Origin of the sequence: Bartonella sp. CL25QHWL (genome assembly GCF_042195335.1) — a bacterium.
Classification (GTDB): domain Bacteria; phylum Pseudomonadota; class Alphaproteobacteria; order Rhizobiales; family Rhizobiaceae; genus Bartonella.
This window is the reverse complement of sequence record NZ_JBHIOE010000011.1, coordinates 1-14,534: the sequence shown is the minus strand read 5'-3', so window position 1 is coordinate 14,534 and position 14,534 is coordinate 1. Positions and strand designations below refer to the sequence as shown.

At 37.0% G+C, this 14,534-nt stretch carries 5 protein-coding genes and 1 pseudogene; 1 reads left to right on the top strand and 5 read right to left on the bottom strand.

Annotation, left to right across the window (positions count from 1 at the left end; translation table 11 throughout):
* Positions 1 to 159: 159 nt before the first annotated feature.
* The 4 genes from ACFILY_RS07055 to ACFILY_RS07035 form a co-directional block, all read right to left on the bottom strand.
* On the bottom strand, positions 160 to 3,144 hold the full coding sequence (locus tag ACFILY_RS07055) for an autotransporter outer membrane beta-barrel domain-containing protein (RefSeq protein WP_404977386.1): 2,985 nt from the start codon (positions 3,142 to 3,144) through the stop codon (positions 160 to 162).
* Positions 3,145 to 3,277: 133 nt separating this feature from the next.
* Positions 3,278 to 5,356, bottom strand: a complete 2,079-nt coding sequence (locus tag ACFILY_RS07045; RefSeq protein ID WP_375637736.1) for an autotransporter outer membrane beta-barrel domain-containing protein — start codon at positions 5,354 to 5,356, stop codon at positions 3,278 to 3,280.
* A 147-nt stretch (positions 5,357 to 5,503) separates the two neighbouring features.
* Positions 5,504 to 7,921, bottom strand: a complete 2,418-nt coding sequence (locus ACFILY_RS07040) for an autotransporter outer membrane beta-barrel domain-containing protein (RefSeq protein WP_375637735.1) — start codon at positions 7,919 to 7,921, stop codon at positions 5,504 to 5,506.
* Between the two features lie 518 nt (positions 7,922 to 8,439).
* Complete coding sequence (locus ACFILY_RS07035) at positions 8,440 to 10,911, bottom strand: autotransporter outer membrane beta-barrel domain-containing protein (protein ID WP_375637734.1); 2,472 nt, start codon at positions 10,909 to 10,911, stop codon at positions 8,440 to 8,442.
* Between the two features lie 2,290 nt (positions 10,912 to 13,201).
* Here ACFILY_RS07035 and ACFILY_RS07030 point away from each other — a divergent pair.
* Positions 13,202 to 13,791 (top strand): annotated as a pseudogene (locus ACFILY_RS07030) (integrase arm-type DNA-binding domain-containing protein); the annotation flags it as partial.
* Positions 13,792 to 13,902: 111 nt separating this feature from the next.
* On the opposite strand, the gene ACFILY_RS07025 reads toward ACFILY_RS07030, so the two are convergent.
* On the bottom strand, positions 13,903 to 14,534 hold a 632-nt coding region (locus ACFILY_RS07025), incomplete at its 5' end, for an autotransporter domain-containing protein (RefSeq protein ID WP_375637733.1).

Sequence of the window (14,534 nt, the reverse complement as noted above, 5' to 3'; positions counted from 1 at the left end):
GATATTCAGTTTTTTATTCAATATGCAAAAGAAATATTATAAGTCAAAATCTTCTTTGATGTGATAATGATTTTTGAGAATTTAAAAATATATATAAATTTAAATAAAAAAGCAGCACTTTGTGCTGCTTTTTTATTTAAGTTAAAATTAACTTCTGCTTTAGAAACGATAACGTATTCCGCCAGACAAATTGGTGCCAGATACACCGGCTTTTTGCAGTTTTTGCCGATAGCTGATATCGGCGTTTAGTACGATATTTTGAGAAAGATATGCGTTCACCCCCATGCCTCCCTCAACTGAAGAGCCGGTAGGATCAACATGAAAGGTATCAGCAATTTTTATTGTTTTACCATCGCCAAAAGTTCTGATAACATTCATTTTACCATAGAAGGAAACAGCCTTGTTTTCCTCAACAGCCATTATCGTTTTTGTTAAACGTCCACCAAAACGGATCAACCATTGATGTGGATTGCCCATGTCTACTTTTAAGCCATTGGTATCTGAGAAAATATCAAACATGAGATTTTGATAAATGAATTGAGCTTGTGGTTCAAAGACCAGCCCTTTTGTATTGGTTGCTAATTTCTGACCAATGGTTGCAGATATATTAAGCATCTCGGTGCCATCCAATTTTGCGGCATTCCCAACAAGAGCCGTGGTAATATTTCCTTTTAAGGTTCCGTAAGAAAGAAGTGTGTTTACATATATACCATTGCTATGTTGGATGCTGCTGTAAGCGGCAAGAGACCATTTATCAAGAGTTGTCTTTTCAGAATCTTGCATCTCTTTGGGCGTAAAGGCAAGTTTTCCGTATGTTCCTAAGAGACCAAAATGTGTGCTTATGTCTTTGCCTTCCAAGGCGGCTAATATGACACCTATTTGTAAAGCAGTATAGTTTACATCAGCACCATAGCCATAATGTAATGGATCGCGGTTGGAAGATAAGGTGACTTTCTCGCCGTAGGAAGAGAAAAAGATACCATTTTTTTTATTGTCTTTTGCCCCAAATACTGTTGTGCGCATATTGTCTAACAACGTGTTTTGATTGTTTACATCAGTAAATCCAGCAGAAAACAAAGTATTAGATATGGTTAAATAGTTTGCTACCTGTGGTAAAAGGGCTCGAACCTTTTTATCCTTATCAATGTAGGCATTCTGTAAGCGAAAATCCCAGAAATTACTGTTTTTACCAAAAAGATTTTGGCTCTCATGAGATGTTCCAGGTTTATAGCCTGTAAGTACATACTTATAAGGTTGTTTCCCTATTGTCATATAGTTTCCTGCTAACGTGAAGGAATTTTCATTTGCTTGTCCGGAAACTTGAATGATTGAAATCCCATGTGTCTCTAAAGGAAGTGACGCCATGCGTTCTTCCCAAACAGCAGAGCTATCGGTTATTTTTTTATCTGTTTCTTGGAGATTGATGTGAACAACAGTACTCCCTGAGACATCACCATTAATCACAATGCGATCAGTCTGTTGCTCCGTGATAGGAGAATGTTTATTCCATTGAGTGTTTACATAAATTTCTGCAATACCTGTTGTACTATAAACCGCTGCTGTGTGGGTCGTTTCGTCTTCTTGCGAAAGATTAGGTCCTATAAACAGAGTTTGATAATGTCCCTCCATTGGCTTGTCAAACATAATGACACTGTCTGTAAGGTGCAATTCAGAAAGATTAGAGTATGATTTTTCATCAACATCAAACTGTCTATAGTCATTTAAAATATTATCATTATTTGTGGCATTTTTATTCGCCTTTAAAAGCCATTTCGTCCCCTCTTTTAGATCAAAAACTGTTCTATTATCTTTAGAAGTTCTTACCCGACCTTCTAAAGAAGAGTGGTCTGCAACTAATGTAATAGTGTTTGTGGAGGCACTTTCGTTCTTGATATTTTTTAATAAAATATCGGCATGGACTTCTGAATTTTTAAGGTTGACTTCTCCGTCTACGCCTGTTCCATAAAGGTTGATACCGCTACCATGTTCAACAAAAAGCTTTGTATTCTCTAGAGTTACTTTATCTTTATTAGGAATAGCTTGTTCTTGAACGGCGTTGGCATTTCTTTCAGCATTGCGTGTATATTGTTTTCTAGGGGTATAGTATTGATTATTGCGGAAAATAATACCGTCTGCTTCATGATTTCCCGTGACATGTACGCTTGAATCCTTAAGTTTGATTGTGCCCCTCATGTTTAGCAAACCAGCTGTTTCTGCTGTTGCAGTAATACCTGTAGCATCAATTTCTCCACCATCTGATACGCTTAGTGCAACAAAACGTGCATCAACTGTTCCCCCTATCATGTTGACTTTTGAATTATTTCCATCTGCATGTACAGCAAAACCATTGTCTTGAATTTTTTTGTTATGTAGCGTTATGGTCTTACCGTTTGTAGCCTCAACTCCAGAGCTTATATCCTCAGTTTGTGCAGGCTTTTCAGGTTGTTTTGTTGGTGATATTGGTTTTTCAAGCTCTGATTTTGCAGATACCTTTTGTGTTGAGGCAGATTGCACGGGCGCTGGTTTTATGAATTTTGGCGGTACCGGTAATGCTGATTGTCCAGTTTCTACTTTTAAAGATATTGGCTGTGCGAGTTCTGGTTCTTTAGGCGTTGGCGATAGCTCTGTTGTTAGTCTTGTAGCTTCCGTGCTTGTAGGTTCTGACTGTGAGGATACAGCAGAATTTTCGGGCGTTTTTTTTCTGGAAGAGTTTGTAGAAGAGGATGGCGCCCCTGAACGTCTTCTAGATTTTGCTTCCATTCCTGTCGTTGAAGCTGTTCCTATCGCTGGAGATTGTGTAATAGTGTCTTGTGTGGCTGTAGGGGTAGATTGTACATCTTCTGTATTTCCTTCAAGTTGCGTTTTTGGAGGTAAAGTGCTCGTGGAAGTAGGCGTTGTAGATTCACTCCCTGTAGGAGAAGAGCTTCTGGTTGTTCTTGTAGACCTAGATGTTGAAGGTGGGTACAAAGATGATGCATTTGAATAGGGATTAGAAGGTCTGGATGCACCTATTTGATGAGTGGGTTGCAGAGAAGAGAGAGCTATCGTAGGTTGTGTATTCGTATCATGAAGAGCATTAGACAAGCTGGTGGAAGAACAAAACAGAACTCCAGAAACTGTGTATAGTAAAAAACTTTTTTTCATATGGATGTATTCCTAAATGTTTCCCCTCTCTTAATAGAAGATAAAACCTTGGCCTCATTATGTTTATTTTGTAAGAGACAAAACGAAACATAATGAGAGCACGTTATATTTCAAGATAGGAATATAAGTATTTTTAAAAGTGATAGCGCATTCCAGCGGAAATATTTATTGCAGAGATGCCATCTTTTTTGAGTTTATGTTGATAGCTGAGATCACTATGAAGCTCGATATTTTGCGATAAGTGCGCCTGAATACCAAAACCACCTTCGATTAAAGATTCCATAGCAGCAAACGGAAAGTTTTCACTAAAAGTGTTGATCATGTTCAGTTTGCCGTAGAAGGAAAGGGCATGGCCTTTGTTTTGTGTCAAACGTCCACCAATACGGATCAACCATTGATGAGGTTTGCTTATGTCTATTTTAGAGTTATCGCCATCTGATTTAGAGTTATCGTCATCTGAGAAAGAACTCCTATCTGATAAAGAACCAAGCATGAGACGTTGATATACAAGTTGTGCTTGCGGTTCTAGGATTACACCTTCCAAACTGGTTGACAGTTTTTGACCAATAGTTGCCGCGGCTCCTAATGTTTTACTATTCTTCACTTTTGAGGTATGTTTGATGAGAGCTGTGGCGTTATCTTCTTTGAAAATTCCATAAGAGAGAAATACACTTGCATAGATGCCACTGTCATGCTGAATATTTCCATATGCGGTGAGTGACCATTTATCAAACATATTTTTTTGAAAGCTCTCCTTGTTTTTAGGAGTAAAAGATAATTTTCCGTATGTTCCGAAAAGGCCAAAGTTGCTGCTGATATTTTTATCTTTTAGCGCTATTAATGTTGCTCCTGCTTGCAATGCAGCATAGCGAATATCTGCTTGGACACCATCTTGTTCTGCTTGAACCTTGGAAGAAAACGTGCTCTTATTGCCATAAGAGGATAAGAAAACGCTTCTTTCTGGATGATCTTTGGGTTCAAACATTGTTATTTGCATATTGTCTAACAAGATATTTTGATTGTTGACATCACTAAACCCAACAGCAAACATCGCGATAGGCATGACTAAAGAGCTTTCTTCTTGTGGTGTAAGAATTGTTCTTTTTGCTGTCCCTTCAAGAGAAGTAGAAGTTGCGGTTGCTTTATCATCATCTGTAAGTTTAAAGGTGCTCTCTGTAGCCGCGGTAGCGGTATTTCCAACTTTTGGGAGCAAATTCATATGCGCTTTTTCGGATGGAAGAGTCGTTTTCGATTCCGAGGAAGTGGTGTTTGTTTGGGGATCAATATCAGATTGCGAATTTTCATTTATTTTAGGCTGTCTCATTCCATGATCTGTTCTTGTGAATGAATTGTCCTTTGAATTATCCTTGTGTTGGGCAGCAACATGAGCGGGTGGTAATTTATCACTAGAGCGTCTTTGTCTTGTACTGGAGACAATAAGAGGTTGTCTATTCTCTTCAGATGAAGGAGAGGTTATATCTCCTTTTCTCTCCACGTTGGTTATTTCATTATTGTTCAAAGCTTCTAATACCGCTTTGCGTAAAGTATTGGAAAGTTCCTTGTTGTGTTCTTGTAAAGCACTATCTATTTGTACTGCTTTATTTTGCAGTTCAAACCAATTATGATTGTCTTGGCTCACCCATTGTTGGCGCGCGGTATTAAAACGCTGTTGATTATCAGCATCAAGAATTTTTTCTGCTTGCACGGCATCGGAAACTACTTTGTCGTAGCCACGTAATAAATTTTCTCTTGTTTTTAATCGGTTCTGACGTAATTGTTCAAGGTATGCTATGGCTTTCATCATATGTTTCATATCCAGATGGTGTTTGTTTGCCATGGCTTGGGTACGTATATTATCCACTTCGTGGTTCACCACGTTCATATGTGCATCAGAACCGTAACGACTTTCACCTGCAAAAGAGTTGTTAATCGTATCTCTTACACGATCCCTATGATTTTCAAGTGCTTGGTTGAAGTGCGAATTATCTTCCATCATGGCGCCAGAGGCTATCTTCTCAAGATTTTTTTCTGCTTGTGTTGGTGTGTTTATTGAATCAATGGCATGGCGATATTGTTCAGGTAATTTCATGATCCCTTCAAGAGCATGGCGTTCCTGGTGGCTTAGACCAGAGTCGGTGCTGGTAGATGTGAAATTAAAAGAAGAAAAAAATAAAGCACAAGCGGCTGTACATAACAAAATATTCTTATGCATAGAGATGTTCCTTAAGATATTTTCTTTGTTTTGCTAAAAATGAACCACTTTTTGACAAATTGCGTTTTTTTGTAATGTAGCAAAATATAAGCAGCACTGTTTTTCATCTCAGCGCTGCTTACGCGTCAAAATAGAGAGCTAAGATTTCTAAAAGCGATAACGCATTCCACCGGAAAAATTAATTCCAGAGAACCCAGCTTTTTGAAGTTTATGTTGGTAATTAACGTCAGCATGAAGTGCGATATTTTTAGAAAGCTGCGCGTTAATGCCAAGCCCACCTTCAAGGGACGAGCCCATAGAATCGAGATGGAAAGATTCTATAACATCGATAGTGCGCTTCTCACCAAAAGCTTTGATGACATTCAATTTACCATAAAAAGAAAGAACACGATCTTTTTCAATAGGAAGCATTGTTTTTGTTAAACGCCCTCCAATACGGACCAACCATTGATGAGGGGGCTTTATATTAACTTGGAAGCCATCAATATCTGAAAGAGTGCCAAAGGCAATATGTTGATAAATAAGTTGTGCTTGTGGTTCAAATGACACTCCTTCAACACCAGTTGCTAGTTTTTGCCCAACGGTAGCTGATATATTTAATGTATCCGTATTGTTTAATTCTGTGGTGTTGCCGATAAGGGCTGTTGTAATATGTCCGTTTAAAATGCCGTAAGAGAAAAGTGCATTAACATAGATACCACTGTCATGGTGGAGGTTCCCATAGGCCGTAAAGGACCATTTATCCAGTATGCTTTTGTCAGAACCTTCCATATCCTTTGGCGCAAAAGCGAGCTTTCCATATGTGCCTAAAAGACCAAGATTCGCGGTCATATTTTGATTTTCTAACGTTGCTAATGTCATGCCTGCTTGTATAGCAGCATAGTGAACATTAGCACCATAACCATATTCCAATGGACTACGGCTGGAAGATAACGTCATCTTGTTGCCATAAGTCGATAAAAATATCCCTTTCTGTTTATGACCTTCTAATCCGAAAACTGTTGAGTGCATATTATCTAACAGTATATTTTGATTATTTATATCAGCCAAGCCAGAGGAGAATATTGCATTATGCATAACCAAATAGCTTGCCATTTGAGGAACAAGAGCTTTGATCTTTCCTTCATCATCGAGAGTAGCACTTTGCAAGCGGAAATCCCAGAAATTCTCATTTTCTTCCAAGGGAGCTTGTCCGTTGTTTTCTTTTCCAAGAGATGATGCATTGGTATTTTGCGCATCTTGCTTTTTTGATTCTTGTGGTATTGCGCTTAAATGACTTTGTGCCCTATCAGCTTTCCCACGGCTGGATGTTGGTCCATAGCCATTGAGTATGTATTTATAGGGTAATCCATCCATTGTGGTGTAGCCATTTGCCAGCGTGAAGGCGGTTTCTTCTGCTTTTCCAGACACTTGAACAAGTGAGAGACCACGCGCATTCAAAGGAATTGAATCTTCTTCATCATCGAATGGTTCTGCATGCTTTGAAAGATTATTGAAATAGATCGTTGTGGTGCCTGAGACATCACCATGAACAAGAACACGGTCAGTTTTTTGTTGTTCTTTTGTAAGACCATTACTCCATTCGGTATTAAAGTAAATCCTTGCGTTGCCCAATGCATTGTAAACCGTTGTTGCATCGGAGCTTCTGTTTTGCTCTGCTTTTTGTGGATGTCTTCCTACATGCAAGGTTTGATAATGATTGTCTGCTAATTTATGCGGCGCATTAAATATGATAGAGCTATTATTAAGGTTTAGGACTGAAACGATTGATTGTGCTCGTTGCTTAAGATCAAGGAGCTTGTAATCAAATAGACTAAAACTATCTTCCAATTCAAATAGACTAATTTTTAAATGCCACTTGCTGTTATTGTTTAGGGTGAAAACCGTTGTATTTTGAGGAAACGTTTTGGCTCTTCCTTCCATAATCGAATTATCAGCGTCTAATGTAAAAGTAGTAGGTTGAATCTTGAAGAAGGGTAAAACGTCATTCTTTAATAACATATCAGAACGAATTTCTGAGTTTTTAAGGTACACTGCATTAGCAACAGCTTTGGAATAATAAGGTCCGAAAATACCTACACCGTCGTTTACAAGAAGTTTTGTATTATTAAGGATTGCTTTGTTTACAACTTCTTCTCCTTCTTTTATTGTAGAGCTTGCAATATAACCAAAGTTGATACCATAGGCTTTGCCGTGGCCTATGACGTTTAATGTTGAATCTTCAATATGGATTGTGCCGTTTGTGAGTGACAAACCATGCTCTTTTGCCTCTCCCACAATTCCTTTGGCATTAATTTGACCACCTGATGTTGCAGAAAGCAAAGTAAAGCCTGAGTGCATTACTGAGTTTGTAATGGCAATATGACCTTTCTTAGCAACCACGGCATCATACTTACCACGAACAAAAACATTATGAAGGCTCTTCTCTTCTCCATTAGCTACTTGGACCGTAGGAATTTCAAGAGGTTGTTTATTTGCATAAGTTGGAGCAAAATGAGAAAAAATGAAAGTTCCAGCAATTGTACATAACAAAAAATTTTTCTTATAAATATATTTCTTACACATAGATATGCCTTTAGTATTTGGTATGCTTTGATGCTTACTTCATTCCCCTGATGGCGCAAGTACCCGATCAGTTTTTTATATCATTACGTTTTTATTGTAAATAACAAAACGAATTATATTTATGGTGTTCTCTATGATTTAAAGTTTTTTAAAGAAAAGCGTTTTTCATGGTCATAAAAAGTCGGGAAAAATGGACTTCATAAAATCGAGCTTGATAAGTATTTTTGTTTTAAAGTGCTAAAAATCAAAATATTTTGTATTTTTTATCGATATACAATAATTTTTATTGAATCCATTCGATTTTTATAAATCAAAAAGGCAGCTCTCTAAAGACTTCAACAGTCATTAAGAGATAAAGAGTTTTATTGCATTTGGTTTGAATGAAATTAATCCTTTCAAGAAAGCTGTATAGAAAGAACCATCATTGATGCCTCTTTCCGAAAGATTGAAAAAAGCAGCACATTCGTACTGCTTTTTTATTAAAAATGAATAGACTATAAATTGTTTTTTGCTTTTTCTTAAAACTGGTAGCGTATTCCACCTGAAAAGCTTGCTCCTGATATACCAGTTTTTTGAAGCTTATGTTGATAGTTAACATCAGCATGAAGGGCGATATTTTGTGATAATTGTGCATTTATACCAAGTCCACCTTCAAGGGCAGCTCCCATAGAATCAAGGTGGAATGGTTCACCAATCTGTATGGTGCCATTGTTAGAAAAAGCTTTAACAATATTCAATTTACCATAGAAAGAAAGCATACTGCCTTTTTCAATAGAAATCGTCGTTTGTGTTAAGCGCCCACCAACACGCACTAACCATTGATAAGGATTTCCCATATCTACATCAAACCCATCGACATCTGAGAGTGTGCCAAGCATGAGACGCTGATAAACAACTTGTGCTTGTGGTTCAAAGACCAATCCTTTCGTACTGGTTTCGAACTTTTGTCCAATGGTCGCCGATGCACTGAATGTATCAGCGTTTTTCAATTCTGCAGTCTTTCCTATGAGAGCTGTGGTGATATCTCCCTTGAGCATTCCATAGGAAAAGAGAGCATGGATATATGTACCATTATTATGGTGCAGTCCACTATATGCAGCAATTGACCATTTATTGAGTGTACTCTTGTCAGCACCTTCCATGTCTTTTGGGGTGAAAGCTAATTTCCCATATGTCCCGAAAAGCCCCACATTGGTGGTCATGTTTTGATCTTCTAGAGCTACTAATGTAAAGCCTGCTTGTAAAGAAGCATAGTGAATATCGGCACCATAGCCATATTGTAATGGCGTACGGTGAGAGGATAATGTCATTTTATTGCCATAAGTCGAGAAGAAGATCCCTTTGTTTTTATGATTTTTTTTCTCAAAGCCTGTTTCTTGTATCGTGTTCAGTAAAGTGTTTTGATTATTTACATCAGCCAGTCCAGCTGAGAATAGTGCGTTAGGCATGGACAAATAGCTTGCCACTTGAGGAACGAGAGCTCTGATCTTTCCTTCATCATCGAGCGTTGCACTTTGCAAGCGGAAATCCCAGAAATTCTGATTTTCTCTCAAATGGTTTTGTATGCTCCCTATTTGCTCAGAATTTGGTGTTGATTCAACTTTTATATTATTCTCACTCCTTAAAGCTATTCCGCCAAATGCAGCGAAGGTCGTGTCGGTTTTTGAGTCCTTTTCTTGTGATTGTTGACTTACTTCTCCTAAATGGCTTTGTGTGCTCTCTGCTTTTCCAAGACGTGATGTCGGTCCATAGGCATTTAAGACATATTTATAAGGCAAGCCGCCCATTGTGACATAGCCATTTGCTAGTTTGAAGGCATTTTTATCTGTTTTTCCAGATACTTGAATGAGCGACAGTCCACGCATATTCGCGGGAATAGAAGCTTCTTCTTTTGATGACACACCTTTTGAAAGGCTATTGAAACTAATTGTTGTGGTGCCTGATACATCTCCATGGATAAGAAGGCGGTCCGTTTTTTGTTGTTCTCTTTCTAAACCATCACTCCATTCTGTATTGAAATAAATCCTTGCATTGCCTACTGCATTATAAACGGTTTCTATAGCGGATTCCCTGTTTTCGCGTGGATTAGGGAACTCAATTGTTCGTCCTACACTCAAGGTTTGATATTGACTCTTTGCCAGCCTATGTGGCGCATTAAACACAATAGAGCTATTATTGAAGTTCAGTACTGAAACGGTAGACAGCGCTCGTTGCTTAATGTCATGGAGTGCATAATTAAATGAACTAAAATCACGATTTATGTCGTATTGACTTACATTTAAATACCATTTGCTATTGTTGTTTAAATTAAAAACAGTCGTATTTACTGCTAAGGTTCTTGCTCTTCCTTCTATAATCGAATTATCGGCAGTTAATACGAAAGTCACAGGATGAGGATCTGAATCTGTTTTCTTTTTTACATTGTTTTGTAATAATACATCAGAACGAATTTCTGAATTTCTAAGTTGAACTTCGGCAACAGACTTTGAAGATGACGGTCCTAAAATACCGACACCATTTCTCACAAGAAGTTTTGTATTGTTAAGAATTGCCTTATTGATAACTTCTTCACCATCTTTCAGATAATTTATGCTATGAAAAACAATACCGGATTTTCTTTTGGTTTCTATGAATGAATCTTCAATGTTAATGATACCGTTTTCAATTGATAGACCAGTATCCAAGGCATTGACTTTCACTTCTTTAGCATTAATACGTCCACCTTGTGATGCAGCAAAAGCAAACGAAGCTGAATGTATTGTTGAGTTTGTAATTGTGGCAATTGCTTTTTCTTTGGCATACACTGCGCTCGGTCCATTGCGGATAAAAACATTATTAAGAGTTTTTTCTTCTCCTTTCTCCAGCTTAAACTCACTAATAATTTCAGGAGGTTGTCTATTTGCATAAGTTGGAGCAAAATGAGAAAAAATGAAAGTTCCAGCAATTGTACATAACAAAAAATTTTTCTTATAAATATATTTCTTACACATAGATATGCCTTTAGTATTTGGTATGCTTTGATGCTTACTTCATTCCCCTGATGGCGCAAGTACCCGATCAGTTTTTATATCATTACGTTTTTATTGTAAATAACAAAACGAATTATATTTATGGTGTTCTCTATGATTTGAAGTTTTGCTTCAGAAAAATTTGTTCATGATCATAAAAAGTCGAGAAAAGTGGATTTCATAAAACCTAGCTTGGTTAAGCTTATGCTAAAAGCACTATGAAGTATGATATTTAAAAACTGTCTATTAAAGATAATCGCTATAAAAGCTCTATCGCATTGAGATGTATTATTTGATGTACTCACCAAAACGATCAGAAAATTTTCTCTGCTAGAAGAAGTGATGAGGGGGCTATTCACAGGCTTTCTTTAAAGAAGCTTTTCCTTAAGGGTAGCAAAGTCCATTTTTCTAAGGTCGCACAGCCCATTTCACGATGGTTTTCATGAATGCTATAACGCTAAAGCTATAGAGTCCCATCATCTTTATGCTTACGAAGGAGCAAGCCGATACCTTTACGGCTTAATAAAAGAGCAACCCCATTACATACTTTGCTAGCTCCCAATGTTGTGTGGATAGCCTTTGGCACTTGAGGCGGTGCATGAGAGGAATTCTTAGGCTTTTCTTATATAACTTTGCTTCACACGCCAGTCCCGCTTGTAATGTGTAAGTGAATGATTTTGATTAGTTCAACATGGAACAGATTTTAAATGAGAGAAATTTACGATATTCAGAACTCTAACTCAATGAAAGTAACGCTAAATTATCATTATAAATCAATATTTTGAATATTTCATTTAAAACATCTTTTATTGATACAAAAAGAACTTTATTGAGTTATTTCATTTTATAAATGAAAAAATTAGCTTTTTTGAGCGTTTTGTATGTGAAAGATAAAGCGCTTGTTGTTAGATTTTCTTTTCATGCATTAATTTTCTCAAAACTGTTTGTTTAGAAGAACTAGCAATGGAAGTGTAAATAAATCTTTATAGATAGCGACAACACATCGTAAAGAAAGAATTTATTTTATTGCTATAATAGATTGTAAATAACAAAAAAATACACTCCGTTTTTTTGTTAATAGTAAACGGATCAATATGCTTATTTTTTTATAATTTTATATTAAAATTGGTAGTGTATTCTATCAGAAAAACTTGTCTCGGCTATACGTCTTTTAAAATTTTTTCTGATAGTTTACATCAATATAGAAGGTTAAATTGTGAGATAACTGTGTATTGTGCTAAACGCACCTTTAATGGCAGGATCTATCGGATTAAGGTAAAAATGAATACCAATCTGTTTAGTATCATCAATATCAAAGTTTTTTAAGGAAGTTCACTTTCTCATACAAGGATGGGGTACGATCTTCTACGGTCCTAACAATAGTTTTTGTTAGATACCTACCTATCCGGACTAACTGGGGAGGCTGTCTGATTTAATTTTAAGATCATCAATATGTTAAAAGTTGGTAAAAATCAAATCCTTAGCACACAAATTATGTTCGTGGTTCAAAAGGTTAGTTCTCTGATTATTCTTTGCAAATTTTTGACAAATGATTGTTGAGGCAATTAACATTTTTACAGCATAACTTTAATAGTATTTTTTATAGAAGTTTTAGAGATATCTGCTGTACAGATATCACAAGGGAAGAGTGTAGCCATATGAAAACACCATTATGCTCTGTTATATTGTAAGCTATGATTGATGATTTATCCAGTGTGCTTTTTTTCATTTTTCTAATATCATCTTTGCTTGGACAGCTCTATGGCGCATATTAGCACCATATCTACCTTCAAAGAGGAGCATAATTGAACGGTAAAGTTGTTGTACTTCCATAAGTGAAAAAGCAAGAAATCTTCTATTTTTTAAGATTTATTCTTAATGCTGTTATCTTTATATTATCTAAAAATACACTTTTTTAGCTTTATGGGCAAATTCGATGATGAATAGCTGCGCAACCCATGTGAAGAGGAGGAAAATTGTATTTAAGTAGAAAAGAAAACACTTCAGGAAAAAATGGATTTCATGTTCGAAAAGGCTGCATACTTTGTGACATATTCTAGATAAAAATACCTTATCTTTTATCTTGATAAAAATGGTATAATGTAATGATTTATAAAGATAATTTATCGGTACTTTCATTGAATTAGAGTTCTGAATAACGTAAGATTTTATCATTTTAAACCTGTTTGTCTTAAATCAAGAAAAACCATTCTCTTGCACACCACAAGCGGGGCTGGCGTGTGGGTAAAAAATGTATAAGAAAGGACTAAAAATGGCTCTTATGAATCGTCTCAAGAGCCAAGGGCTTTAGCAACACCCACGAGCTGGAAAATATAATGATGGTGCCGGATTGCTCCTTCACAAACGTAAAGATGGTGGTACTCAATGGCTTTACCGTTATATCTTTCACGGGGGGCGCTGTTGCTAAATGGACTTGGGTGCCTTGAGAGATGTTTCTTTAAAACAAGCTCGTGAATTGGCAACTGGGTGGCGTGCTGTTTTACGTGAGGGGCGTGCCCCCATTAAAGAACGTGAGAAACGAAAACGTGAGGCAATGCGTAATCTCCATTACTTAAAAGACATTGCCTTAGATGCTTTTGAAAGTTGTAAAGCTGAATTAAAAATGATGGTAAAGATGGAAACGGGTTTTCACCTTTAAAACTCCATATTCTCCTCAAATTAGGCTGTTTGCCTATTTCAGAGATTACACAAACAGAAATACGCAATATCCTCGCTCCCATCTGTCATACAAAAGCTGGAGCTGCTAATACAGCACTGATGCGTCTAAAGCTTTGGTTTAAACATGGGCGTTGCGCGTGGATGTTGATTTTACAGGCAGTAGAAAAAGCAAGGGCTCTCTTAAGGAGGGATAGTGTAGTGTTATTAGTATTTATAAAGCGAAAAGGCAGCATATTGTGGCTGCCTTTTTTGTTAATGCATAGAAAAGAAATACGCTGTTTTGACAGTTTTGTTTTAAAACTGATAGCGTATGCCGCCTGAAAAGTTTGCACCACTTATACCAGTTTTTTGAAGCTTTTGTTGATAGCTGACATCACCATGAAGGGAGAAATTGTGAGACAGTTGCGCATTAATGCCAACGCCGCCTTCAATTGCAGGTCCCATAGGATCAAGGTCAAAATCTCTGCCAATCTGGATGGTACCATTATCACCAAAGGTTTTGATCAAGTTTACTTTTCCATAGAAAGACATAGGACGGTTGTTTTCAGTGGAAATGGTTTTTGTCAAACGTCCACCAACACGGATCAACCATTGAGAAGGATTGTTCATATCAACGGTAAAATTATCAGCATCTTCAATGGTATTAAACATTAAATGTTGATAGGCAATTTGTGCTTGCGGCTTGAAGGTTAAACCTTCCATTCCGGTTGCAAATTCTTTTCCAACGGTGGTGGAGATACTCAACATTTTGGCATTTTGCAATTTTGCGGTTTTGCCAATGATAGCATTGCCGATATCTCCTTTTAGAATTCCATAGGATAACAGTGTATCCATATAGAAACCATTGTTATGCTGCACGCTGCCATAAGCTGTTAGTGACCATTTATCCAATGTGCTCTTACTTACATCATCCATATCCTTTGGAG